24 protein-coding genes are annotated in these 23,097 nt (G+C 64.4%); 12 read left to right on the forward strand and 12 right to left on the reverse strand.

Annotated elements, in window-relative coordinates; genetic code table 11:
* Nucleotides 1–13 precede the first annotated feature (13 nt).
* Nucleotides 14–1,591: an ABC transporter substrate-binding protein gene (locus tag ACXR2W_RS05435; RefSeq protein ID WP_458812989.1), complete on the reverse strand. Its 1,578-nt coding sequence runs from the start codon at nucleotides 1,589–1,591 to the stop codon at nucleotides 14–16.
* Entirely contained in the window at nucleotides 1,588–2,823 is a 1,236-nt protein-coding gene (locus ACXR2W_RS05440) for an amidohydrolase family protein (RefSeq protein ID WP_458812991.1), read from the reverse strand. The genes ACXR2W_RS05435 and ACXR2W_RS05440 overlap by 4 nt, the downstream gene beginning before the upstream one ends.
* A gap of 104 nt (nucleotides 2,824–2,927) precedes the next feature.
* On the opposite strand from ACXR2W_RS05440, the gene ACXR2W_RS05445 reads away from it, so the two are divergent.
* Entirely contained in the window at nucleotides 2,928–3,293 is a 366-nt protein-coding gene (locus tag ACXR2W_RS05445; protein ID WP_458812993.1) for a DUF2568 domain-containing protein, read from the forward strand.
* On the opposite strand, the gene nagA is transcribed toward ACXR2W_RS05445, so the two are convergent.
* The 6 genes from nagA to ACXR2W_RS05475 are packed head-to-tail and all read right to left on the reverse strand — an operon-like array spanning nucleotide 3,290 to nucleotide 9,049.
* A complete protein-coding gene (gene nagA / locus ACXR2W_RS05450; RefSeq protein WP_458812995.1) occupies nucleotides 3,290–4,462 on the reverse strand; it encodes an N-acetylglucosamine-6-phosphate deacetylase in 1,173 nt (390 codons plus the stop codon). The two genes, ACXR2W_RS05445 and nagA, sit on opposite strands and share 4 nt — an antisense overlap.
* A 56-nt stretch (nucleotides 4,463–4,518) precedes the next feature.
* Nucleotides 4,519–5,310, reverse strand: coding sequence for a DeoR/GlpR family DNA-binding transcription regulator (locus ACXR2W_RS05455; protein WP_458812997.1), 792 nt, complete (start codon nucleotides 5,308–5,310; stop codon nucleotides 4,519–4,521).
* Nucleotides 5,297–6,154: a class II fructose-bisphosphate aldolase gene (locus ACXR2W_RS05460; RefSeq protein WP_458812999.1), complete on the reverse strand. Its 858-nt coding sequence runs from the start codon at nucleotides 6,152–6,154 to the stop codon at nucleotides 5,297–5,299. The genes ACXR2W_RS05455 and ACXR2W_RS05460 overlap by 14 nt, the downstream gene beginning before the upstream one ends.
* Nucleotides 6,151–7,155 carry a 1-phosphofructokinase family hexose kinase gene (locus ACXR2W_RS05465; RefSeq protein WP_458813001.1) on the reverse strand — a complete coding sequence of 335 codons (1,005 nt, stop codon included), beginning with the start codon at nucleotides 7,153–7,155 and terminating at the stop codon, nucleotides 6,151–6,153. The genes ACXR2W_RS05460 and ACXR2W_RS05465 overlap by 4 nt, the downstream gene beginning before the upstream one ends.
* On the reverse strand, nucleotides 7,152–8,153 hold the full coding sequence (locus ACXR2W_RS05470; RefSeq protein WP_458813003.1) for an ROK family protein: 1,002 nt from the start codon (nucleotides 8,151–8,153) through the stop codon (nucleotides 7,152–7,154). The genes ACXR2W_RS05465 and ACXR2W_RS05470 overlap by 4 nt, the downstream gene beginning before the upstream one ends.
* Nucleotides 8,150–9,049 carry an SIS domain-containing protein gene (locus ACXR2W_RS05475; protein WP_458813005.1) on the reverse strand — a complete coding sequence of 300 codons (900 nt, stop codon included), beginning with the start codon at nucleotides 9,047–9,049 and terminating at the stop codon, nucleotides 8,150–8,152. Before ACXR2W_RS05475 ends, ACXR2W_RS05470 begins: the two co-directional genes overlap by 4 nt.
* Before the next feature lie 294 nt (nucleotides 9,050–9,343).
* Here ACXR2W_RS05475 and ACXR2W_RS05480 point away from each other — a divergent pair, with 294 nt between their 5' ends.
* From ACXR2W_RS05480 to ACXR2W_RS05490, 3 genes are read left to right on the forward strand one after another with little or no spacing between them, the layout of a single operon-like run.
* Nucleotides 9,344–10,594, forward strand: coding sequence for an extracellular solute-binding protein (locus ACXR2W_RS05480; RefSeq protein ID WP_458813007.1), 1,251 nt, complete (start codon nucleotides 9,344–9,346; stop codon nucleotides 10,592–10,594).
* A 47-nt stretch (nucleotides 10,595–10,641) separates the two neighbouring features.
* Nucleotides 10,642–11,625 (forward strand): carbohydrate ABC transporter permease, encoded by a 984-nt coding sequence (locus tag ACXR2W_RS05485; RefSeq protein ID WP_458813009.1) that lies wholly within the window; start codon nucleotides 10,642–10,644, stop codon nucleotides 11,623–11,625.
* A 3-nt stretch (nucleotides 11,626–11,628) separates the two neighbouring features.
* A complete protein-coding gene (locus tag ACXR2W_RS05490; protein WP_458813011.1) occupies nucleotides 11,629–12,558 on the forward strand; it encodes a carbohydrate ABC transporter permease in 930 nt (309 codons plus the stop codon).
* A gap of 91 nt (nucleotides 12,559–12,649) precedes the next feature.
* Here ACXR2W_RS05490 and ACXR2W_RS05495 read toward each other — a convergent pair whose 3' ends face one another.
* A complete protein-coding gene (locus ACXR2W_RS05495) occupies nucleotides 12,650–13,615 on the reverse strand; it encodes a LacI family DNA-binding transcriptional regulator (RefSeq protein ID WP_458813013.1) in 966 nt (321 codons plus the stop codon).
* A 146-nt stretch (nucleotides 13,616–13,761) separates the two neighbouring features.
* Between ACXR2W_RS05495 and ACXR2W_RS05500 the strand changes: the two genes are divergently transcribed.
* Genes ACXR2W_RS05500 through ACXR2W_RS05510 form a run of 3 tightly spaced genes read left to right on the forward strand, consistent with a single transcriptional unit; the run spans nucleotide 13,762 to nucleotide 16,873 of the window.
* Nucleotides 13,762–14,988, forward strand: a complete 1,227-nt coding sequence (locus ACXR2W_RS05500) for an MFS transporter (RefSeq protein WP_458813015.1) — start codon at nucleotides 13,762–13,764, stop codon at nucleotides 14,986–14,988.
* 26 nt (nucleotides 14,989–15,014) lie between these two features.
* A complete protein-coding gene (locus ACXR2W_RS05505) occupies nucleotides 15,015–16,640 on the forward strand; it encodes an amidohydrolase (protein ID WP_458813017.1) in 1,626 nt (541 codons plus the stop codon).
* Between the two features lie 20 nt (nucleotides 16,641–16,660).
* Nucleotides 16,661–16,873 (forward strand): DUF1653 domain-containing protein, encoded by a 213-nt coding sequence (locus ACXR2W_RS05510; protein ID WP_458813019.1) that lies wholly within the window; start codon nucleotides 16,661–16,663, stop codon nucleotides 16,871–16,873.
* A gap of 134 nt (nucleotides 16,874–17,007) precedes the next feature.
* Here ACXR2W_RS05510 and nagB read toward each other — a convergent pair whose 3' ends face one another.
* Nucleotides 17,008–17,787: a glucosamine-6-phosphate deaminase gene (nagB, locus tag ACXR2W_RS05515; protein WP_458813021.1), complete on the reverse strand. Its 780-nt coding sequence runs from the start codon at nucleotides 17,785–17,787 to the stop codon at nucleotides 17,008–17,010.
* Nucleotides 17,788–17,999: 212 nt separating this feature from the next.
* Here nagB and ACXR2W_RS05520 point away from each other — a divergent pair, with 212 nt between their 5' ends.
* From ACXR2W_RS05520 to ACXR2W_RS05540, 5 genes are all read left to right on the forward strand, one after another.
* Nucleotides 18,000–19,079 (forward strand): ABC transporter ATP-binding protein, encoded by a 1,080-nt coding sequence (locus ACXR2W_RS05520; protein ID WP_458813023.1) that lies wholly within the window; start codon nucleotides 18,000–18,002, stop codon nucleotides 19,077–19,079.
* Nucleotides 19,080–19,383: 304 nt separating this feature from the next.
* Complete coding sequence (locus ACXR2W_RS05525; protein ID WP_458813025.1) at nucleotides 19,384–20,292, forward strand: ROK family protein; 909 nt, start codon at nucleotides 19,384–19,386, stop codon at nucleotides 20,290–20,292.
* A gap of 111 nt (nucleotides 20,293–20,403) precedes the next feature.
* The gene (locus ACXR2W_RS05530) at nucleotides 20,404–20,856 is read left to right on the forward strand and encodes a GNAT family N-acetyltransferase (protein ID WP_458813027.1); all 453 of its coding nucleotides are present in this window, start codon (nucleotides 20,404–20,406) and stop codon (nucleotides 20,854–20,856) included.
* Nucleotides 20,857–20,859: 3 nt separating this feature from the next.
* Nucleotides 20,860–21,780 carry an EamA family transporter RarD gene (gene rarD / locus ACXR2W_RS05535; RefSeq protein WP_458813029.1) on the forward strand — a complete coding sequence of 307 codons (921 nt, stop codon included), beginning with the start codon at nucleotides 20,860–20,862 and terminating at the stop codon, nucleotides 21,778–21,780.
* On the forward strand, nucleotides 21,777–22,160 hold the full coding sequence (locus ACXR2W_RS05540; RefSeq protein ID WP_458813031.1) for a metal-sensitive transcriptional regulator: 384 nt from the start codon (nucleotides 21,777–21,779) through the stop codon (nucleotides 22,158–22,160). Before rarD ends, ACXR2W_RS05540 begins: the two co-directional genes overlap by 4 nt.
* On the opposite strand, the gene ACXR2W_RS05545 is transcribed toward ACXR2W_RS05540, so the two are convergent.
* Both ACXR2W_RS05545 and ACXR2W_RS05550 read right to left on the reverse strand, forming a co-directional pair.
* Nucleotides 22,157–22,609 carry an FAD synthase family protein gene (locus ACXR2W_RS05545; RefSeq protein ID WP_458813140.1) on the reverse strand — a complete coding sequence of 151 codons (453 nt, stop codon included), beginning with the start codon at nucleotides 22,607–22,609 and terminating at the stop codon, nucleotides 22,157–22,159. The two genes, ACXR2W_RS05540 and ACXR2W_RS05545, sit on opposite strands and share 4 nt — an antisense overlap.
* Nucleotides 22,610–22,696: 87 nt before the next feature.
* On the reverse strand, nucleotides 22,697–23,026 hold the full coding sequence (locus ACXR2W_RS05550) for a hypothetical protein (protein WP_458813033.1): 330 nt from the start codon (nucleotides 23,024–23,026) through the stop codon (nucleotides 22,697–22,699).
* Nucleotides 23,027–23,097: the final 71 nt, after the last annotated feature.

Here is a 23,097-nt window from a genome sequence, read left to right on the forward strand (position 1 = left end):
CGCAGCTGCGGGGTTACTGCGCGAGCCAGGCGTCTTGGAACCGCACCGAACCGTTGGGCAGCAGCGTGTAACCGTTGACCTTGGCCGTCGCGCCCTGCAGGTTCTCGGGGAACGCCAGCGGAATGAAGGGGGCCTTCTCGGCGAGCAGACGCTGAATCTCGAAGTAGATCTTTTCGCGCTCGTCGCCGTCGGGCGTGACACGCCCCTGCTCAACGAGTGTGTTCACCTCGGCGTCAGAGAAGCTCGTCCAGTACGACTTTGAGAACCCTTCAACGTCGGTCTGGAACGTGATCATGCCGTTGGGGTCTGGCGCGTCTGCCTGACCGTTGTTGATCATGAAGTCGTAGTCGAGGTTTGAGTAGACCCGCTCCTTGAACACGGCATAGTCGAGCGACTCGATCTTGACGGTGATGCCGATCTCACCCAGCTGTTCCTGCACGATCTGGGCCACCTGCGCGAACTCGGGTTTATCGTTCCGAATCACAAGCGTTGTTTCGAACCCGTCTGCAAACTTCGATTTGCTGAGTTCTGCCTTTGCCGCGTCAACGTCATATTCGAGGGCGTACCCCTCGTCTTGGGCCGAGTATTCGATCGCGGGCGGCACGAGCGCGTTCGCGACCTCGGCCGTGTCGAAGCTCGTCGCGCTCGCGATTCCGTCTCGGTCGAGGGCGTGCGCGATTGCCCGGCGCACATGCTCATCGGCAAAGTGTTCGTTGAGCGTGTTGAAGAACACCTGGTCGGCGGACCAGCCCGGAGCTTCGATGAGCTGTAGGGCGGCGTTAGCCGATACCTCTGCGGAGTTAGCGGCCGGCACCTGTTCGACCGCGTCAACCTGCCCCGCGATGAGCTGTTGCTGCAGCTGCGTGGGGTCGGCGACGAACTTGTACACGAGCTGCTCGAGGTAGGGCTTGCCCGCTTGCCAGTAGTGCTCGTTTTTGACGAATGAGAGGTCTCCGTTCGGATCCCACTTGTCGACGACCCACGGCCCAGTGCCGACCGGGTTCTTGAAGAACTCTTCTTCAGCGACCCCGCCGAAGTCTTTGGGCAGCACCCCGTTCGAGAACCCCGCGAGCTCGGCCAAGAACGGTGTATATGCCGATTCGAGTATGATCGTGACTTCGCGCTCGCCGGTCGCCTCTACCGATGCGACGGGGGCTTCGATGGGCAGCGGTGAGCCCTCCATGTTCAGGTGCCGCTCTAGTGAAAACACTGCGTCTAGGGCGGTCACGTCGCTGCCGTCCGAAAACTTCAGCCCCTCGTGCAGAGTGAAGACGTAGCTCAGCCCGTCGTCTGACACCTCATACTCGGCCAGCCACGGAACAATCTTGCCCGTCTCATCGAAACTCACGAGCGGTTCGAATACCTTGTCGATCGCAAACGCGTTGTTGGCGGTGATCTGCTGGTGCAGGTCGAGGTCGGTGACCGTAGCCGCGCGACCAAACGTGAGCGTACCGCCGGCTACGGGCTCCCCGGCCGCAGCCCCGGCGTCCGCGCCGGTGCCCGCTCCCGTGGCCTGCGAGCAGCCGGTGAGCGCGAGCGCCGCTGCGAGCGCTACGACCGCCAGCTTCGGCGCGCCTGTCTTGAACTTCATGATGGGTTCCTTTCGGGGGAGGCGGGCGCGACCACGCGCCCGGCAAGAATGACGGCTGAGATCGCGCCCGGGTCGCTGAGTGCCCCGGGCTCACGCGGGTCGCGGGTCAGCAGCACGGCGTCGGCTGGGGCACCCGGCGCGATGAGGCCGGCGGTGGCCCGGTTTTGATCCGGATCAACACCCGCGCAGAGCGCCGCCCCGGCTCGCGTGGCGGCCGTGAGGGCCTCGGTGCGCGTGAGGCCCGCAGCTACGAGGGCATCGAGCTCGAGCCCGCCCGTGCCGTGCTGCTCGGGGGTACCAGAGTCGGTGCCGAGTGCGATCGCGAGGCCCGCGTCGCGGGCGATACGCACCGCGCCCGGGTGCGCCTGCACCGCTTCGGCGACGCGTGGGCCAAAGCGCGCGGGCAGCTCGCCGCTCGTGATCATCGCTTCGACGAGTCGGTAGATGCGCAGCGTCGGCACGAAGGTGGCGCCAACCGCGGCGGCACGCTCGGCCTGCTCACGCGTAAGAAAGATGCCGTGCTCGATGCTCAGCGGGGCCTGGGCAGACGCTTCGGCGGCCTCGATTGCGTAGTCGATGGCGGCTCCGCCCCAGGCATGCAGCATGATGCCCGCGCCGGCGCTCGCGGCGAGCTGGGTCGCCCAGCGCAGCTCGGCCGCGCTGAAGAGTGGTTCGAGGCCGGCGCCTGCCGGCGACGCGACGCCCACGGTGCCGACGAGTTTGACCCACTGGGCACCGTCTTCGAGCACGCCGGCAACCGCGTGAGATAGTCCGCCGGCCGCGTCGGCCGCAGCGCGGTCGATCATGGCGATCGCGTGCTGCACGCGTGGGCGCTGTGCCGCATTCCCTTCGCCGCCTTGCGCGGCGTCTACGGTGAGCCCGCCCGCGTCGCGCACACTCGTGAATCCCGCTGCCAGGTTGCGTGCGAGGCCCTGCATGGTGAGCTCGCGCGTGCGCTCTGGGCTGAGCGCTTCGCGGTCCGTTTCGTTAAAGGCGTGCCAGGCAGCGTGCACGTGCACATCAACAAGACCAGGGATCAGCCACAGGCCGCTGCCGTCGATAGCTTGGTCGCGCTCATCGCTCGGAGCGGCAGACAATGGCCGCGATTCCGTGAACTGTCCATCGAGCCATGCCACGTCGAGGGGCTTTGAGAACGCGGGTTCAGCCGAGTGGCCAGACGCGTCCCAGACGCGCACGTTACGCACGCTGCCGTGTCGCCCCTCATGGTTCATAGGTTCACAGTAACTCGCACAATATCACTGGACCAAGAGGGGTGGGAACGGATGGACCATGCGCGCCAGACTTCTTCAAGCACCGGCGGGTACACTTGAGTTCTGTGACAGACACCACGCAGCCCCAGGCCCTTCGTTCGACCGCGATCCTTCAGGTCGTGCGCGCACTGTTTCACCTCGCCACCGTTGCCATCGTCACTGTGTGGGGATTCGTATCGTGGCCGCTGCCGTTTCCCGGCATCATCAGCGGAATCGGTTTTTTCGTCCTTACCGTCGTGATCTGGGCACTGTTTCTGTCGCCCAAGCCCATGCTGCGCACCGACCGCTTTGGTCAGGCGCTGGTTGAGCTACTGCTGCTCGCGGCGGCCGTCGCTGCGCTGCTGTTCCTCGGAGTGTTCTGGGTCTGGCCCGTCGTCTTTGGTGTCGCAGGCGCGGTAGTCGGCTACCTCGCGTCAGCCCGCCGCGGCTAGCTCGCAGCGCGCACGCCGTCCGCCCACACACCAGCCACCTCGAGCGCATCGTCAAGCAGCACCGCGTCGGCCGCGTAGCCCACGGCTAGGTCGCCGAATTTGTCTGACACCCCGAGTGCGCGCGCAGGCACCTCGGTGAGGGATGCGATGGCTGTTTGCATGGGGACGCCGCACTCGCGCACGGCCTGCCGCAGCGCCCCGTCGAGGGTGAGCGTCGACCCCGCAATCGAGGTGCCGCCGGCCAAGCGTGCGACACCGCCCTCGACGTCAACCTCGAGCGAGCCGAGCATGTAGCGGCCGTCTGCGCAGCAGGTCGCGGCCATCGCATCGGTAATGAGCGCAACCCGCCCGGGCGCCCCCGCAAATGCGAGCCGCACGACATCGGGGTGCACGTGCACGCCGTCGTTAATCAATTCGAGTGTGACCTGTGGCTCAGCCATTGCGGCCAGCACCGGCCCGGGCGCGCGGTGGTGAATCCCCTTCATGCCGTTAAAGGCATGCGTCAAAATAGTTGCGCCAGCGACGAACGCGGCCCGCGATGCGTCGTAGTCAGCTGCCGTATGGCCCACTGCTACTCTCACCCCCGCGGCGACGAATTGTTCGATCGCCGCCATGCCTCCCGGCAGCTCGGGCGCAAGCGTCACCTGCGCGATCGTGCCGCTACCTGCGGCGATCAATCGGTCAAGATCGGGCTTCGTAGCTGCACGCAACAGGGCCGGATCATGCGCCCCCTTAAACTCCTCGGCCAGAAACGGCCCCTCGAGGTGTGACCCGAGCACGCCCAGCCCGCGCCCCGTCAGGTCTCGAATGCGGGCCACCTGCTCCTCGAGCACCTCAATCGGTGCGGTGACGAGCGACAGCACCGCACGGGTCGTGCCGTGGCTCCGGTGCACCGCGAGCGCATTTTCAATCGCCCCCGGCTCAGCATCACCGAACGATGCCCCGCCCGCCCCGTGACAGTGCATGTCAATAAAGCCGGGCACGAGCATATGCCCGCTTCCATCGACTACCTCGACGGCGGCAGCATCGGGCAGGGCCTCGATCTCAGCCCGCCAGCCGGATCCGGAGCCTCGTGAGGCGACCCGCCCAGCAGCGAGCAGCACCCAGGTGTCGGCCGTGTCTTCACGGCCTGTGAGCAGCCGTACGGAGTGGATGACGGTCGCGGTCATGCGTGACTCAATTCTCTTGCAGCGGTGAAGCGATGTGGCTGTGGGGCACCCTGTCGTTAGGGCGCGACGATGATCTCGTAGCCGCGACCGACGAGCGCGGTGTGATCGGCGTCAGTGATTCCGTCGTCGGTGATGATCGTATCGAAGCGTTCGGGCCCGCCCATACCGGCGAACGCCTTGCGGCCGATCTTCGACGAATCGACGACGAGCACCGCGCGGTCTGCGCGCGTTGCCATGAGGCTGTTGACGACCGCCTCGCGCTCGTTGTGCGTCGTAGCGCCCAGGCCCGCGTTGAGCCCGTTCGCTCCAATAAATGCGAGGGTCAGCGAGACCTGTGCGAGCGTGTCTTCGGCGAACGAGCCGACGAGTTCATAGCTGCGGGGGTGCAAGATTCCACCCGTGACCATGAGTTTCACCTGCGGCCTGGTCGCGAGTTCGGCCGCAATGTTGACGGCGTTCGTGACGACGGTGAGATTGGGTACCGGCGACGGGGCCATAATGTCGGGGCGCGTCGCGAGCTCACCCGCCACCGCCGTCGTCGTCGTGCCGCCCGAGAGCCCGACGACGTCGCCCGCGTTCACGAGCTTGCTCGCGGCGACCGCGATGCGCTGTTTCACGGCGTGCGGGTCGCGCTCGTCACGGTAGCGCAGCGGCAGGTCGTACGCGACGGTCAGGGCCTCAGCGCCACCGCGTGTGCGCGTGAGCATGCGCTGCTCGGCGAGCGTGTCGAGATCTCGGCGCGCGGTCGCCGGCGAGATGTCGAGCGTCGTGACAAGGTCGTCAATCTCGACTTTGCCGTGCTCGCTCAAGAGCTCGAGCACGGCGCGCATGCGGTCAGCCTTCGCCACGGCGCACCTCTCCTCCCGCGAACAAACTGATCAGCCGTGCGGCCTCGGGCACCACGGCCGCGCGCCCCGCGCCAATGTATTTGCGCGAGTCAACAACACCCGGCTGCGCAGCGAGCGTCTCGCGCACCGCGCGCGTAAAGAATCCCACGAGGTGCGTGGACACATTGATTTTGCGCATGCCTGCAACGATAGCCTGACTGATCACCTCGTCGGGCACCCCCGACGAGCCGTGCAGCACGAGCGGCACCGGCACCGCCGCACGCAACCTCGCGATTAGCTCAAGGTCGAGGCTGGCGGTGCGCTCATTCATCGCGTGCGATGACCCCACGGCCACCGCGAGCGCGTCGACCCCGGTCGCTTCAACAAACGCCCGCGCCTCTTCGGGATCGGTGCGCACCCCGGGAGCGTGCGCGCCGTCCTTGCCGCCCACCTCGCCCAGCTCGGCTTCGACGAACACCCCCGCCTCGCGGCACTTCGCCGCCACGCGCGCTGTAACATCCACGTTCTCGTCGTAGGGCAGTGTGCCGCCGTCGTACATCACCGAGCTAAATCCGAGGTCGACGGCTTCGTCGACGAGAGATACCCGTTCGGCGTGATCGAGGTGCACCGCGATCGGTGCAGTGCTGCGCCGAGCGATCTCGAGTGTCGCAAGCCCGATCGGTGCGAGGCCGCCGTGATAATCGGCGCAGTTCTGCGAGATCTGCAAGATCACGGGGTGCCCCGCTCGCTCGGCTGCCTGCGCGAGAGCTTCGGCGGTTTCGAGGTGCACGACGTTGAGCGCTGCCGTCGCGACACCGCGCGACTGGGAAGCTGCGAGCAGTTCGCGGGTAGTGACGAGGGTCATGCTGGGGCTCCTTCGGGGGCGGGGCGACTGAGTTCGGTGGACGAGGTAACAACATCGAGCACGAGGCTGCGTTCGAGTGCAGCGCGGTCACGGGCGATTTCGCCCGCGAGCGGCATCAGTACCGCGGCGGCCGACCAGATCGTGGCGCGACGCAACACCGCGGTGTCTCCGAGGGCCGCACCGCAGGCGGCAAGGCTCGCGGCCGCTGCGACGGCGGCATCGCCCGCACCGGTCGGGTTGCCGGCGAGCGGCGTCGTTAGGCGAGCCCTGCGTGCCCGGGCACCGCTGCGCTCAAGCGGATCGCTCGACGTCGCCAGCAACATGCCCTCGGCACCCAGCGAGCACATCACGGTGCCTGCTCCCAGCTCGAGGAGCGCAGCCATGCCGCGCATCGGGTCGGATTCGCCCGTCGCCAGGCGCAGTTCTTCACGGTTGGGTTTGAGGAGCGCGGCGCCTGCCTGCGCGGCGACCAGCAAAAGCGGCCCCGATGTGTCGACGATGACGGGGCACCCCCGCCCAGCGCCGAGCGCAATGAGTGCGCGCAGCTCAGCTTCGCCGACCCCGGGTGGCAGGCTGCCCGAGATCACCAGAACGCCAGCGTCCGCTTCATCGAGGGCCGCGGCCACCGCGTCTACGAGCTGGCCCCACTCTTGCGGGCTCGGGGCGACCCCGCGCTCGTTGAAGATCATCGTGTCTGCGACAGTCTCGTCGTAGATCGCGATGCTGCGACGGGTCTCTGCCGAGACCGGCACCAGCGCATTTGGCACATGGCTCGTCGCTAGTTCAGCGGCGAACGCCTCACCGACCGAACCCCCGCAGGTAGTGATCGCTATGGTTGGAAGCGCCTGCGCATGAACGACTCGCGCCACGTTGATACCTTTGCCGCCAGCGCGCACGCGCGCCGCGTCGACCCGGTGTGTGCCACCAGCATGGACAGCGTCTGCCACCCACGTCATGTCGAGCGCGGGGTTAGGGGTGACCGTTACAATCGGCTTGGTCATATGGACTTCCTCTCGGCAAGTGCGCGGGCGAACAACACGGCACCGATGAGCCCAGCGTTCTCGCCGAGCTGGGCGGGAACCACCCTGGGGCGACGGTGAAACGTGAGACGCGCATCGAGTCGTTCCCGCAGTGGCACGAAGATGGCGTCGCCCGCGAGGCTAAGGCCGCCACCGATGACGATCGCTTCGGGCGCGATGATGCCGGTGATCTGCGCAAACGAGGTGGCAAGCGCGTCAAGCGCTTCGTTCCAAACGTCGCGTGCGCACTCATCACCTGTCTCGGCGAGCGCGAGAATATCGCGCACCCGGTCGGGCGTCTCACTCGACTCGCCACGTGCGCGCACTCGGTCACGGTAGCGCCGGGCGATCGCACCACCCGAGGCGATCGCTTCGAGGCAACCGCGCCCGCCACACTGGCATTCCGGTCCGTCGGCGACCGGGGTATGCCCAATCTCGCCCGCAAAACCACCCGCGAGGTATGGCGCACCGCCGATCACTACGGTCGCTGCGATGCCCGTGCCCAACACTACGACGACCGCGTTCTCGTAATCGCGCGCGCCACCCAGCGCGAGCTCAGCGCTACTCGCCGAGTGGATGTCGTGGTGAAACGCGACCGGCAGGCCGAGCCGCTCCTCGGCGAGCTGTCTGATGGGCGCCTCGCGCCAGCCTAGATTCGAGGCGAAGACCCCCACTCCACGCTCGGAGTCGACAATGCCAGGCACCACGATCGACGCCGCGACCGGGGTCACATCGGGGTGTGCCGAGGTGAGCTCAAGTTGCAACGCGCGCAGCCGCTCGATGATCTGCGGCGCCGCCCCCAGCTCGCCCTCAGCAATGCCGTTGGCGCTCGGCGGGCGCAGCCGCTCGACCGGTGTGGCCGAGCGGCCGATTCCGCGCACCTGCCCGTGCTCATCAATCAACGCCGATTTGATATCTGTCCCCCCGACGTCGAACGCGAGGACCGCTCGCCCGGGGCCGACACTGGGGAGGTCGATCACGGCTCGAGAATGACTGAGCGCGTCAGGTTGCGCGGCTGATCCGGATCAAGACCCAGCGCGAGCGCGCGTGCGAGCGAGACACGCTGGGCGCGAACGAGATCGGCGAGCGGATCTAGCGCGCTCGCTTCGAAGTGCGCGCCGGTGCGCGCGACCTGCTCGGCGAGCCCCTCGGGAGCCTCGCCGAAGCGCCATGTGACGCGGCCGGGGGCCGCGATGGCGATGGGCCCGTGGCGGTACTCCATGGCTGGGTACGACTCGGTCCAGGCCTGTGCGGCCTCACGCATCTTGAGCGCTGCCTCGTGAGCGAGCCCCACCGTCCAGCCGCGGCCGAGAAAGCTCACCTGTTCGGCGTCGAGCAGTGCCGCAGGCAGCTCTTCTGCGACCGCGATGCGCGCATCGGCGATCGCCTGCGTCAGGTCAACGCCAAGCGAGGCGCGAAAGAGGGCAAGCGCGGTGGTGGCGAAGCGGGTCTGCACGACCGACTGCTCATCGGCGAACGGCAGCAGAATGGCCTCGTCGACGAGGCCCGGCAGCGGTGACTCGGGGTCACCGATCACGCCGATGGTCTTCACGCTGCCGCGCAGGCGCTCGATGATCTCGAGCACCTCGCTCGTCGTGCCGGATCGGGTGAGCGCGACGATCGAGTCATAGCCACGATCAACGAAGGCCTCTGACGCGGCGAACGCGTCGGTGACGCCCTGCCCCGTCGACTCACGCAGGTGTGCATATGACTGCGCCATAAACCACGAGGTGCCGCAGCCGATCACTGCGACCCGCTCGCCGGCCTGAGGCAGCTGAGCGTGTGCGTCGGTCATGTGGGCGACACGCGCCCACGTGTCGGGCTGAGAAGCGATCTCCTCGGCCATGAAAGCCCCTGGCTGTCGTGTCTGCGTCATTGCTACTCCGCCTTCGCGATCGAATAAGTGATTAGAAATGATTGTCACACATGAGTTTCGATCATTTCAATGGGTGATTTATGACAATTCTCTCATATAGCCGATTTCTTGCGTTATTTTTGCACTAAGTTGATAACGAAATGATTTTGGAGCTTGACGAAGCAGCATTTTGCCCCAATAGTGGTTTCATCCAGACGTTCATTTGATGAAATTCGCTGGAATCGGCCCGTAAGAGTCGAACTTGCAGAGACGCAAACGCTCATAACCATGAGCGATTCAGAGTGAGGAAGTTCAATGAAGAAATCCATCAGGCTAGGAACTGTTGCCGTCGCGGCGACCGCGGCACTCGCACTCACATCGTGTGGCTTCAGTGGCGGGGCATCGGGCGGCGGAGACGACAAGGACGGCGCAACGACGCTCAACCTGCTCGTGCCCAGCTACTCCGACAACACGCAGAAGCTGTGGAACGACGTCATCGCTGGCTTCGAAAAAGAGCACTCTGACATCAAGGTGAACCTCGAGGTCCAGTCGTGGGACAACCTCGAGTCGGTCATCGCGACGAAGGTCTCGGGCAACCAGGCCCCCGATATCTACAACGGCGGCCCCTTCGTCGGCTTCGCCGCAGACGACCTGCTCTACAAGGCAGCAGATGTCACATCACCCGACACTCTCTCTGACTTCCAGGACTCCTTCCTCGAGAACGAGACCTACGAGGGCGACGCTTACGCGCTCCCTTGGATCGCCTCGGCACGCGCACTCTTCGTCAACAACGACCTCCTTGAAGAAGCCGGCGTGAAGGAAGCCCCCAAGAACTGGGACGAGCTCCTCGACACCGCCACCAAGGTTTCGCAGCTCGGCGGCGGCGTTGCGGGCTACGGCATGCCGCTCGGCTCTGAAGAAGCGCAGGCAGAAGCAGCCGTCTGGCTGTGGGGCGGCGGTGGCAGCTTTGGCGACGCCGACAAGATCACCGTCGACACCCCCGAAAACCTCGTGGGCGCCGAGCAGATCAAGAAGATGATCGATGCGGGCGCAACCCAGGCTGATCCGGGATCGACGCAGCGTTCACCCCTCATGGAGATCTTCGTGCAGGGCAAGATCGGCATGCAGGTGGGTCTGCCCCCGACCGTTGGCCAGATTGCAGACAACAACCCCGACCTGAACTACTCGATCGCACCCATTCCCACCAAGGACGGCTCGGCCATGACCGTGGGCGTCGCCGACCAGCTGATGGCGTTTAAGAACGACGAGAGCAAGCAAGAGGCGATCACCAAGTTCTTCGACTACCTCTTCGCTGCCGACACCTACGTGCCGTGGGTCTCGGGCGAGGGCTTCCTGCCCACGACCAAGAGCGGCGCCGAGGCACTCGCAGACGATGAGGCACTCAAGCCGTTCCTCGAGGCACTGCCCGACGCTCAGTTCTTCCCGACCACGAACCCCAACTGGTCAGCCACCGACTCGGCATTCAAGGCGCTGTTCGGTCAGCTGCAGACCAAGCCTGCAGCCGACGTGCTCGCCGAGATCCAGGCGCAGTCTGACGAGGGTTAAGTCCCGTTAGACGCTATACGCCACACCACCCAGGATCGGAAGAGTAGATGACCCTCACCACCGAGCCCTCTCCCTCCTCGGGCGGGGCGGCCACAGGCCGCCCCGCCCCCGGCGGTGGGGCCAAGAAACCACCCCCCAGCCGCAAGAATTCGGGCGCGCGCGACCTACTGCAAGCGCTGCCCTGGATCGCCCCTGCGCTGCTGCTCATTGTCGGCGTGGTCTTCTTTCCCGCCGGTCTCATGTTCTTCAACTCAACACGCAAGATCTCACAGTCGGGCGTCGACAAGGGCTCCGTTGGGTTCGATAACTATGCGGCCGTGTTTGGGTTCGCCGAGTTCTGGCCGATCCTGTTTCGCACGATCATTTGGGTCGTCGTGGTCGTCGCGTTCACCGTCGCGCTGTCGCTCGTGATCGCGCAAGTGCTCAACAAGGCGTTTCCCGGGCGCAAGCTCGTACGCCTCGCCGTGATCGTGCCGTGGGCGGCCTCGGTCGTTATGACCACGATGGTGTTCTACTACGGCCTCGAGCCCTACTTCGGTATCATCAACAAGTTCTTGGTCGACGTCGGGCTCATCGACACACCCGAAGGCTTCGGCTGGACCCGCAACGCCGACACCGCATTCGCCTGGTCGATTGTGATCGCCATCTTTGTGTCGCTGCCGTTTACGACCTACACGATTCTCGCGGGGCTCCAAGCTATTCCCGGCGAGACACTCGAAGCCGCCCGGGTCGACGGCGCGGGCCCTGCCCGCGCGTACTTCTCCGTGGTGCTGCCCCAGCTGCGCAGCGCACTGGCTGTCGCGATCCTGATCAATATTATTAACGTCTTTAACTCGCTGCCGATCTTGCGCATCATGACCGGATCAATTCCCGGCTACGACGCCGACACGATCATGACCATGATCTTCAAATACATGCAGGATCAGCACAAGGTCGACGTCGCGAGCGCGCTGTCGGTCGTTGGGTTCTTGATTGTGATCGTAATCGTGGCGATCTATGTCAAGGCCGTCAAGCCCATGAAGGAGGTCTAGACCGTGGCTCTCTACACCCCCAAGTCACCAGCGCCGGTCGACGACGCGACCACCGCGCTCGTTGTACCCGCCGGTCGCGCCCGCCGTCGCGTCGCACGCGGCAATGTTTCACGTGGCACGATCGCGCTGCGCATGCTCGCCGGCGCGATTGTGCTCGTTGTGTTCATGCTGCCGTACACGATCATGTTCTTTGGTGCGGTGAAGTCGAAGCCCGAGATTCGCTCGGTCGACCCGACCTACTTTCCCACCGAGTGGCGCTGGGAAAACTTCGTCACGATGTGGTCGACGCCCGAGACCCCGCTGCTGCAAAACCTGATCTCGACCATTGTGATCTCGGTGTTCGCGACGCTGCTCGTGTTGCTGGTGTCGCTGCCAGCCGCCTACTACACGGCACGCTTCAGGTTTCCCGGTCGCATGGTGTTCTTGTTTCTCGTCATCGTGACGCAGATGCTGCAGCCCGCGGTGCTCACCTCGGGCCTGTTTCGGCAGTTCATCACGATGGGCATCTCTGACACCTGGCTCGCGATGATTCTCGTGAACGCCGCGTTTAACCTGTCGTTTGCGACGTGGATCATGCACTCCTTCTTTGCTGGCGTGCCCAAGGAAGTCGACGAGGCCGCGCAGATCGACGGCGCAGGCCGCTTCACCGTCCTGTTCAAGATCAACCTGCCGCTCGTGTGGCCGGGCATTGTCACCGCGATCGTGTTCACCTTTGTGGCCTGCTGGAATGAGTTCGCGGCATCCCTCGTCATCCTGTCGACTGCTGGTAACCAGCCCATGTCGGTGGCGCTCACCAAGTTTGTGGGCCAGTACGAGACGAGCTGGCAGTATGTGTTCGCCGTTTCGATCGTCGCGATCTTGCCCGTGGTGATCTTGTTCATGCTGATCGAGAAGCGCCTCGTCAGCGGCCTCACCGCCGGCAGCGTGAAGTAGGGCGGAGCTGTTGGGCAGGCTGTGGCCGGGCGGGCATCCGCCCGGCCACGCTTCCTTGCGCCAAAGCTCAGCGGCTGCAGCGCTCCCGAGGCTAACTCTCAGGTACAACTATGCGCGCGGCATGGAGCACGCTCTCGCGCGGGTCGGTCTCGCCGTCGATAGCCTTCAATAGTAGTTTCGCCGCTTCCCGGCCGTAGTCACGCGCTTCGAGGTCAACACCCACTACACGAGTCGGGCCTGGCTCCGTCGACATCGTCGCGAACGTGAGCCCCTCGCCGGCGACGCCACTTGCCTGAAACGCCAGCGCATGCGTCACGGCCCCCTGCGCCACCCAGAGCAGTGCGTCACACCCCCGTTGCTCAACCTCATCAAGTAAACGAATAATCTCGGCGTCAGTTGGCGTCACCTGCGTATGCAAAATTGACGCGTTGGCTCCGTGTCGCTCGCACCAATCTCTGTACCCCGCGACAACTTCCGACGCCCACATAGGCGCCCACTCTTCCTCAATTGCTGCGATGGCCGGTCGCCGCACGCCGCACTGACTGAGCTGATCGAGCACGCTCATAGTGAGCGCGCGATGGTCGGCCGCGATCGACGCTGCAATTCGATCCTCTTGTTCACCGCGATACTCACCCACTGTGACCACGGGCACGTCGCCAATGTTCGATGAGACGGCAGCAAATGCCTTAGGCTCCGGATCAACAACCAGTAGACCGTCGATCTGTGGTCGAGCGCGTCCACTGGCGCCTGAAGTGAGCAACAACAGATCGTTTCCCGTCATTGCAGCGACATCGGCCACCCCAAACGCTAGCTCCATGTAGAACGCGAGCTCACGCACATTCGCCGGAATATGTAGCCCTATCGCCGCGTGTTTGCCACCTCGTAGTCGTTGTGCCGCGCGATTCGAAACATACCCCATGCGCGCGGCTTGGGTGAGAACTTTTTGTTTAGTGTCCTCAGACACTCGACCCCGGCCGTGGAGCGCAGAAGAAACCGCCGTCTTCGAGATACCCAATGCTCGAGCGATGTCGACAATTGTGACTGGAGAAGACGCCATAGTCGACAGTCTATGGGCGCGGCCGTGGCGCTCATGTTGCGTGGAGACGGACTGGCCCGTAGCATTACCGATGCGGGAACGTTCCCGCAGCATCCGTTTAGACGCACTATCGCGCTTCACCATGCTCGCTTGACGAAGGAGTCTCTATGCCAGCCCCTCAACCCACCACACAACCCAAGCTCGCGACTCTCACTGGCAAAGTTGTCATGGGCTTCGTTGGCACCTGGGTGTTCGCACTCATGGCGGCTAACCTCGTCCCCGTGCTCATCGCAGCCATGGTGCAAGACTTAGGCGTTGACATCGCGACGGCTGGGGCGCTCGCCACCGGCATGACCGCGGGGTCAGCCCTGGCTATGTTTGTCACAACGCGCTTCATCGCTCACGCAGATCGCCCCACGCTTGGCCGTCTTGGTCTTCTCGCCATGGTCGCAGGCTACGGTTTGGCGGCGGCATTCATGACAACGAACACGGTGATGATCGGCCTCATGCTGGGCGGCATCGGCGCCGGTGTCATGATTGCGACCGGCACCGCATCGGCTTCTGCCACGCAGAACCCCGACCGCACAGTAACCGTTGTAATGGTGATCAACCGGCTCGGCGCTACAGCACTGCTTGCGATCGCCCCGCTGTTCCACAACGACCTGCGCTCAGTACTCATTGTCATTACCGCGCTGGGAGTCATCGGGCTGATTCTCGCGGGCTGGTTACCAAACGTACCCGCTAAGGGCGCGGGCACCGAAGTCACCGCCACCGCCAATTCAGAGCGCAGCCCCCTCACTTGGATTGCTTTCGCCCTCGCCGCATCCATGTGCCTGTGGTCGCTCACCGAAGACATGGTGTACTCCATGACCAGTGTCCTTGCCGATCACGCTGGGCTCACACCTGAGACCTCCGGCGCACTGCTCGCTGCCAAGGTTGGCGGCGGGCTCGTGGGCGCACTGCTCGCTCCCCTTGCACTTCGCTGGATCGGCCGAAGCTGGTCGTTCGTATTGATCATTGCGATCAGCACGATCACGAAGTTCCTCATGATCACGAGTGGATCAGCCCTGATCTACGCCGTCTCCATTGTCGTTTGGGGTGTCATGTACGGTGCGATTTTGGTGCTGGTGACCGGTCTTGCTGCGGTCATGGACGTGACGGGCCGCGTAGGCGTCGTCGTATCGGGCTTTTACCTGGCTGGTGTCGCGTTCGGCCCGCTGATTGGCGGCCAGCTGGTCGGCGTGCTCACTCCGCTGCAGTACGCGCTGATCGTCACCGCACCGAGCATCATCTTTGGGCTCGCGCTCTTCTTGATCGCACGCAGCCGTCGCAAGTATGAGGACGGCAACACCACCGCAGTGGTGATAGGCGCTGCTGAACCGGTGCACAGCTAACTGATCCGGCTCAAGAGGAGAGACACATGACACAGCAGAGTTCACCCGTCGCGGATCGCATCGTGATCGGCGCGCGCGTGCACACATTTGATGGCCACCGGCACTCTAGTGATTCGGCCCCCACCGCGGTCGCGATTACGCGGGGCCGGATCACCGGTATCGGCTCGAAGGAGTCGCTGGCTGCGCAGCTCACACCCGACACAGTCGTTGACGAGTTTCCCGGGGCGACGATTGTTCCCGGGCTCATCGACAGCCACACCCACATCGTGTTCGGGTTAGAGCTCACGCGCGGTGTGCAGCTAACCGACCTTTCACTTGAAGAAGTATGTGCACGACTCGCGGCTGCCGTAGCTGCAGCAGCTCCAGGCGAGTGGATCTTCGGCTGGGGAGTTGACCCAAACATCTTTACCGACACTGGATTCTCTGGCCGCGTGGTTGACCACGTAACACCCCAAAACCCTGTATTTCTACGCATGCGCGATGCCCACTCCGCGGTCGTCAATAGCGTGGCCGTAGGCCAGGTCGGGCTCACTGGGGCAGAAAAGTTCCCCGATGAGTCGGCCGTGGGTGTTGATGCAGATGGCGTTCCGACCGGGTACTTGTTGGAGCTCGCAGCGATGGATCTCGTGCTCGCTCAGATTCCACGGGAGAGCCTCGAGTCCAAAGCGAACCGATTGTCAGAAGTGCTCAATGGCATGGCCCGCACGGGAATCACTGGCACACACGTCATGGACTTTCACGAGGGCAGTCAAGAACTCCTTGAGCTGCTAGAGACGCGCGGTGAACTCCCGTTACGACTCAGGTTCTCCCCCATCATTCCGCCCGGCTCTGACACACAAGCGCTGACACATTTCGCCAGCATTCAGGGCCTGCACGGGCGCCGCTGGCGCGTCGAGGGGGTGAAGTTCATGATCGACGGAACCGTAGACAACGGCTCTGCTTGGCTTGCCGAGCCCGATTGTTACGGCGAGGGACTTCGATCGATCTGGACCGACCCCGAGGCATATCGAGCGGCTCTTCGATTCTTCGCCGAACGCGGCATTTCAACAGCAACCCACGCGATCGGTGACCGCGGCGTCGAATTTGTACTCGACGCCATTGAAGCACTCGGCTCCATCGCAGGCAACGCACATCACCGCATCGAACACATCGAAACCATTCCCGATGAGACAGTGCCCCGGTTTGCCGAGCTCGGGGTCGCCGCCAGCATGCAGCCGATTCATGGCGTGCGTCACACCCTCGCAGACCGAAGCGATAACTGGTCGGTGCGGCTGGGCGAGGAGCGAGCGTCACACGGCTGGAGGTCTGGCGACCTTCGCCGATCAGGCGCCACACTGGCGCTCGGGAGTGACTGGCCTGTGACCCCGTATGACCCGCGCGCCATGATGGCCGAGTCAATACTGCGCAGACCTCTTGCCCGCCCGGGCCTTGCCCCAGTGCAGCCTGAACAGGCGCTAAGTGTTCGTGAAGCTTTTGAGGGCTACACCACACACGCGGCACGCGCAATCGGCTCAGACGAAGAGGGCGGCATCGTGACGGGGCACAGGGCAGCGCTCACTGTATGTGCAGACGATCCGCTGGCCCTCGACGCACAAACCCTGGCCGAAATGCCCGTCTTAGCGACCTACGTCGAGGGTGCGCGGGTTTTCTAGCGCCCGCTAGGCTGACGCCCATGAGCAACATCGAACCTGGCATCTACGAACACTTCAAGGGCGCACGATACGAGGTCGTAGGCACCGGCAGGCACTCTGAAACCGAAGAGGCCCTCGTGTTTTACCGCAAGCTGTACGACGACTACAGCTTTTGGGTGCGACCGCTCGACATGTTCGCCGAGCACGTCGAGCGCGACGGCTACGCCGGCCCGCGGTTTCGCCGCATCGCGTAGCACTCAAACCCCCACTACCGCCCGCGGCGCGACGTTTTATTTGGCCGCTGTTGTGGTTCAGCACCGCAAAAACCACAACAACGGCCAAGTAAATGGGCCCGGCCCAAGATCCGGGTGAAGCAAGGGCTGAAAGCTTAGGCCGGCGCGAGCGTGCGGTAGTGCTGCACGTGGTCGTAGTAGTCGCGCAGCTTGAGCTTCGAGGCTGCCGCCTCATCGATCACGACGGCCGCGTAGCGGTGCATCTGCAGCGCACTCGCCGGGCACATGGTCGACACGGGGCCCTCAATCATCGCCGCCACGGCGTCGGCTTTCGCTTCACCCTGCGCGACGAGCAGCAGCCGCCGCGCGTCGGCAATGGTGCCGAGACCCTGGGTCACGCTGTACACGGGCACGTCGTCCGGCGAGTCGAAGAACCTGGCGTTATCGATGCGGGTTTGCTGAGCCAGTGTCTTGAGGCGCGTGCGCGAAGCAAACGACGAGGTCGGCTCGTTGAAGCCAATGTGGCCGTTTGCACCGATGCCGAGCAACTGAATGTCAATGCCACCTGCTGCCACGATCTCGCGCTCGTACGCGTCGCACGCGGCGTCGAAGTCGTCTGCATTGCCGTTGGGAACGTGCACGAGCGCGGGGTTCAGCCCCAGCTGCTCGGTGACCGTTTTGCCGATAACGCTGTGGTAGCTCTCGGGGTGCTCGGGGGCGAGGCCGACGTACTCGTCGAGCGCAAACGCGCTCACACCCGTCACGTCAATCTCACCTTCGCGTACCTTGCGTGCCAGCACCTCGTAGGTGCCCAGCGGCGATGAACCGGTTGCAACTCCAATGACGGCGTCTTGGCGCCCACGAATCACACGGGCCATTTCTTCAGCCGCACGCTCGGCAACTGCCGTCGCATCAGCAACGATGACGATCTCCAACTGACCTCCTCAGGGCCTGCGGCTGGCGGGCTCACACCCGTCGCAACCACAAAAGTTCCAAATATGCCCATCCTAAACGGTTCCACAAACCCGCCCGCGCACGCCCGCAAGCTGCTACGCTGAGCACGTCCAAAGACGGACACCGGTGATGTAACATCACCGACTTCTACAACGGATCGTCCGGCACGTACCTGCCGGTGGAGGAAAGAAACATGGCTACTGTTTCATTTGACAACATTTCGTGTGTCTACCCGGGGGCCGAGCGCCCTTCTGTCGACAAGCTCAATCTTGAGATCGGAGACGGCGAGTTTCTCGTTCTCGTTGGCCCCTCGGGCTGCGGCAAGTCGACGACGCTGCGCATGCTGGCTGGTCTCGAGGAGGTCACGTCGGGCCAGATCATGATCGGTGATCGCGACGTCACGCACATGCCGCCCAAGGACCGCGACATCGCGATGGTGTTTCAGAACTACGCGCTCTACCCCCACATGACCGTGGGCGAGAACATGGGTTTCGCGCTCAAGATCGCGGGCGTCAGCAAGGACGAGCGCGCCAAGCGTGTGCGCGAAGCAGCGCAGATGCTTGACCTCGAGGAGTACCTCGACCGCAAGCCGAAGGCGCTCTCGGGCGGCCAGCGCCAGCGTGTCGCCATGGGCCGCGCGATCGTGCGCTCCCCTCAGGCGTTCTTGATGGATGAGCCGCTGTCGAACCTCGACGCGAAGCTGCGTGTACAGACACGTACACAGATCGCGTCGCTGCAGCGCCGCCTCGGCGTCACGACCGTCTATGTCACGCACGACCAGACTGAGGCGCTCACCATGGGCGACCGGATCGTGGTGCTCAAGGCCGGTGAGCTGCAGCAGGTGGGTACACCGCGCGAGCTCTACGAAACCCCCGCTAATGACTTCGTTGCTGGATTCATCGGCTCGCCTGCCATGAACCTGTTCCCCGCGAACCTCACCGAGCACGGCGTACAGTTTGGTACGGCCGTCGCCGAGGTGCACCCGGGCGTGCGCGCTATGGCGACGTCGAGCCAGATCACGGCGGGTGTGCGCCCGGAGGATCTCGCGCTTGCGGCCCCGGGTGAGCCAGGCCTCGAGGTGATCGTTGACCTGGTCGAGGAGCTCGGCGCAGACGGCTACCTGTACGGCCACAGCGCAGACGAGCTGGGCTTCGAAGTGGTGGCCCGCGTCGACGGACGGGTGCACCCGAACGGGGGCGAGCGCGTCACCCTCAAGCCCGCACCAGGGCGCCTGCACGTCTTCGACGCGCAGACCGGCCTGCGCCTCAGCTAACCGCCGCGCCAATTAGAGAACTCGTCATGCTGCGCGACGAACTAGCTAACTCGTCATGCTGCGCGACGAAGGAGTCGCAGAATCCAGAGTCTGAGCTGGTGTCAGCTTTTGCTCTGGATACTGCGACTCGCTTCGCTCGCGCAGCATGACCAACGAACACTACTCGCGCAGCATGACGAACGAACGCTTCGCTCGCGCAGCATGACGAACGAACACCACTCGCGCAGCATGACGAACGAACGCTTCGCTCGCGCAGCATGACGAACGAACACCACTCGCACAGCACCACGAAGGACTTGATCGTATGAGCAACACGATGCGCATTGGAATGGACATCGGTGGCACAAAGATCGAAGCCATCGCGCTCGACGAGCAGGGTGGCATTGCGGGCCACACGCGCACCGCGACCGTGCCCGGCGAGGCCGGCATTATCGACACGGCTGCCGCGATTGTGGCAGAACTTGCGACGCAAACCGACCGTGAACCCCAAGATTTCGCGTCAATCGGCATCGGTATTCCCGGCCAGATCGACCGCGCGCGCGGCCTCGTGCGCAACGCCTACAACATCGGCATCACTTCGCTGCCGCTCACATCGCTGCTGCAAGAGCGCGTCGGCATTCCCGTGACCGTCGACAACGATGTCACGGCCGCCGCGATCGGCGCGGCACACCTGATGCAGCTCGATGGCACGGTCGCCTACTTGAACCTCGGCACCGGCCTCGCCGCCGGTTTCGTCGTCGACGGACATCCGCTGCGCGGCGACCAAGACCTCGCGGGCGAGATCGGACACCTCGCGATCGATCCCCTCGGCCGGCCCTGCCCCTGCGGCCAGTTCGGCTGCCTCGAAACCATCGCGAGTGGCTCCGCCCTCAAGCGGTTCTGGCCAAGTGCGGGCGACGATCCGGGACAGAATCTCTTGCCCGCGGTGGCGGCCGGTGACAGCGAGGCGATCGCGGCATTTGAGCATCTCGTGCGCGGCACCGCGGGCTGCGTGCGGCTGTTGGGCCTCACCCTCGACCCCGGCGCGATCGTGATCGGCGGGGGCTTAAGAAACCTCGGCAACCCCCTGTTCGACGCGGTCGCTCGCCAGCTCGACTCGTGGTCTGCAAGCTCCCCGTTCCTCGCCCAGCTGAACCTCTCGGCCAGGGTGCTGCGGCTCGACGCCGGGTCACCCGCCGCGGCGGCGGGCGCTGCGCTCGCGGCGATCAGGTAACGCGCGCTCCGGATCATTACCTACGCACCAAACCTGCCTCGAGTGCGACACATTCGGTCAGAAAGGGCGCGTGACACTTGCGTGATTTGCTGCGCACGCTAGCCTGGGGTTATGAGCGCACTGAGTCTCGAAGAACTGTCGGCCGCAACGATCGTGGCAGTGAACACCCTGGGCCTGAAGCCGGGCCAGGAGCAGTTCATCACGCCCGTGTCTTATGCGGCTGCGGCCGCGGTGACACCCGCGCACACCGCCTGGCAGCGCGTCGTACTCAGCGACGGCCGTGTGGTCGGCTTCATTCACGGCAACTTCGACGCCGAAGCGACGCAAGAGGAGTTTCGGGCTGCGCTGTGGCGCATTAACGTCGACGCAGACGCGCAGGGCCAGGGCGTGGGCACCTTCGCGGTGAACGCGCTGATCGACGAGGCGCGCACCCGCGGTGTCGAGCGGCTCACGGTGCTCTGGGAGCGCGGTGAGGACGGGCCCGAGGAGTTCTTCTTGCATATCGGGTTCGTGCCGGTAGGTGAGACGCCCTACGGCGAGATCATCGGCGCGATCGACCTCTAAGGAATGATCCGCGCGCTCTCGCAGGATGCGCGCGGAACGCTCGCATCGGTCGGCTCTTCGGTCGCTTTTGGCGGCATCTACTTTCTCACTCCGTGGCTTGACCCGGCACCCGCCGACGCGATCTGGGCGGTGCGTAACCTCGTCACCATTCCCATCATCATGCTCGCGCTCGTGATGGCCAGGCAGTGGCACCTGTTCTCGGCAGTCGCGCAACTGATTCGACGCAAACCGTTCGTGATCTTAGGGATCATCGCGTGCGGGGTGCTGATTGGTGCGCAGCTGTGGGTGTTTGCATGGGCGCCGCTCAACGGGCGCGGGCTGCAGGTGGCGCTCGGCTACTTTCTGCTGCCACTCGTGCTCGTTGTGGTGGGCAAGTTTTTATACCGTGACAGGCTCGCTTGGTGGCAGTGGCTTGCCGCTGCGATCGCGGCCTTAGGTGTCGTTTTCGAGATCGTGCGCGTGGGCGGGATATCGTGGGAGACCCTGCTTGTGGCGCTCGGCTACCCCGCCTACTTTGTGTTGCGGCGGAGGCTCGGCACCGGGCACCTCGGCGGCATGCTGTGGGAGTTTATAGTGCTCGTGCCACTGGCTGTGTTGCTGCTTGGCATAGAACTCTCGACGGGCACCGCGCTGTCAGTGAACCCGACGCTCGCGTGGTCGGTGCCGCTCTACACCGCGTTCGCGGGCGGCGCGCTCGTGCTCTATATCGTTGCGTCGCGCCTGTTGACGCTGAGCGTGTTTGGGCTACTGAGTTACCTCGAGCCGGCGCTCTTGATGATCGCGGCGCTGCTGATCGGCGAACGTATTGTAGGTCTCGAGTGGGGTATTTACGCGGCCGTGTGGGTCGCCGTGTTCGTCATTTTGGGCGGAGGTATCACCCGCTTGATGCGTACACGGCGTACGCGTGTAGGGTTCTCATCATGAGTGAAGCTTCGACAGGTGCGGGTGGCGCGTGCTGCGCCGAAGGAACTGCGCCCGTGCAGGGTGAGCAAGGGCCAGGCGAGCAGGCCCAGAACGCGCACGACGGCCACGGTTACATCGATCACAAGGACGCGCTGCTGAAGCGGCTGCGCCGCGCCGAAGGGCAGGTGCGCGGCGTGCACCGCATGGTCGAGAACGACGAGTACTGCATCGACATTCTGACGCAGGTGTCGGCCGCGACGAAGGCGCTCGAGCGGGTCGCGTTGGCGCTGCTCGACGACCACCTGCGCCACTGCGTCGCGTCTGCCGCGGCAGACGGTGGCGCGCAGGCCGCAGAAAAGCTGCACGAGGCGTCGCAGGCGATCGCCCGGCTCGTGCGCTAGCGCGCACGCGACCCTATCGCGGCGGCGGTTGGGCCTTCGAGGGCCTGCAGCGCGCGACGCAGCGCAGTACTCGACGTGTGCGCTGTGTAGGGAAAGTAGACGACCTCAACCCCCACCCGCGCGAATCTTGTTTCGAGCAGATCGCCCTTGGGCGTGCCACGCCAGTCGTCGCCCTTGAAGAAGTGGGTGAACCGCAGCTCCCGCCACGTGTCGAGCTTGTCGGGCTCGCGTTCAACATATACCCGGTCAACGAAGTCAATGTGCCGCACGATCTCGGCCCGCTCGTCGGTCGGAATCACCGTTTTGCAGTTTTTCGATGCGAGCAGCATCTCGTCACACACGACTCCCGCGATCAGAAAGTCGCACTGATTACGCGCATGCCTTAGCAGGTTGAGATGCCCCACGTGAAACAGATCGAAGGCTCCCGCCGCGTACCCGATGCGAATCATCTGCGCCCCCTTGAGTCGTGTGGGCAGCCACGTCGCCGCCTCGCCCTCAGCGTATGTGCCGGCATCAGAGGCCCGCATCGGTACGTTCTACGCATTGTGGGCAACGGCTGCGCGTTGTCGGCTGCGCGCCCAGCCGTCACTATCGTCATAGAACGCGATCACCGATGCGGTCGATGCGAGGATCCCTGTGCGGCGGGCGCCCGCTCGACCCGGCTGAAATTTGTTCGGCACTACTCTGATCACGTGCGGTGCACACTCGACCGCACACAGCAGTCTGGCCTGCGCCACTGCGTTTTCCTCTGCTACGACGACAATCTCCATACGACGCGCCCACGGCGTCTGCAACACTGCGCGCACCGCTGCACGCAACGACTCCATGTTCTCGCCCGCCCGCACAATGACGCTTGCCTCATACATGCCAGTCCCCTTTCGCCGCGGCACTGCGATCCTCACCCATAATCGGCGATCCCGGCCAATCCTGCATCAGC

The organism is Leucobacter faecis (assembly GCF_054456695.2).

Coding starts and splice junctions, on each gene's coding strand:
- ACXR2W_RS05525 (WP_458813025.1), top strand. CDS start 19,384: ATGAGCAACACGATGCGCATTGGAATGGACATCGGTGGCACAAAGATC.
- ACXR2W_RS05510 (WP_458813019.1), top strand. CDS start 16,661: ATGAGCAACATCGAACCTGGCATCTACGAACACTTCAAGGGCGCACGA.
- ACXR2W_RS05475 (WP_458813005.1), bottom strand. CDS start 9,049: ATGACGCAGACACGACAGCCAGGGGCTTTCATGGCCGAGGAGATCGCT.
- ACXR2W_RS05480 (WP_458813007.1), top strand. CDS start 9,344: ATGAAGAAATCCATCAGGCTAGGAACTGTTGCCGTCGCGGCGACCGCG.
- ACXR2W_RS05505 (WP_458813017.1), top strand. CDS start 15,015: ATGACACAGCAGAGTTCACCCGTCGCGGATCGCATCGTGATCGGCGCG.
- ACXR2W_RS05435 (WP_458812989.1), bottom strand. CDS start 1,591: ATGAAGTTCAAGACAGGCGCGCCGAAGCTGGCGGTCGTAGCGCTCGCA.
- ACXR2W_RS05495 (WP_458813013.1), bottom strand. CDS start 13,615: ATGGCGTCTTCTCCAGTCACAATTGTCGACATCGCTCGAGCATTGGGT.
- ACXR2W_RS05520 (WP_458813023.1), top strand. CDS start 18,000: ATGGCTACTGTTTCATTTGACAACATTTCGTGTGTCTACCCGGGGGCC.
- ACXR2W_RS05485 (WP_458813009.1), top strand. CDS start 10,642: ATGACCCTCACCACCGAGCCCTCTCCCTCCTCGGGCGGGGCGGCCACA.
- ACXR2W_RS05460 (WP_458812999.1), bottom strand. CDS start 6,154: ATGACCCTCGTCACTACCCGCGAACTGCTCGCAGCTTCCCAGTCGCGC.
- nagA (WP_458812995.1), bottom strand. CDS start 4,462: ATGACCGCGACCGTCATCCACTCCGTACGGCTGCTCACAGGCCGTGAA.
- ACXR2W_RS05545 (WP_458813140.1), bottom strand. CDS start 22,609: ATGATTCGCATCGGGTACGCGGCGGGAGCCTTCGATCTGTTTCACGTG.
- ACXR2W_RS05550 (WP_458813033.1), bottom strand. CDS start 23,026: ATGTATGAGGCAAGCGTCATTGTGCGGGCGGGCGAGAACATGGAGTCG.
- ACXR2W_RS05500 (WP_458813015.1), top strand. CDS start 13,762: ATGCCAGCCCCTCAACCCACCACACAACCCAAGCTCGCGACTCTCACT.
- rarD (WP_458813029.1), top strand. CDS start 20,860: ATGATCCGCGCGCTCTCGCAGGATGCGCGCGGAACGCTCGCATCGGTC.
- ACXR2W_RS05465 (WP_458813001.1), bottom strand. CDS start 7,155: ATGACCAAGCCGATTGTAACGGTCACCCCTAACCCCGCGCTCGACATG.
- ACXR2W_RS05540 (WP_458813031.1), top strand. CDS start 21,777: ATGAGTGAAGCTTCGACAGGTGCGGGTGGCGCGTGCTGCGCCGAAGGA.
- ACXR2W_RS05530 (WP_458813027.1), top strand. CDS start 20,404: ATGAGCGCACTGAGTCTCGAAGAACTGTCGGCCGCAACGATCGTGGCA.
- ACXR2W_RS05440 (WP_458812991.1), bottom strand. CDS start 2,823: ATGAACCATGAGGGGCGACACGGCAGCGTGCGTAACGTGCGCGTCTGG.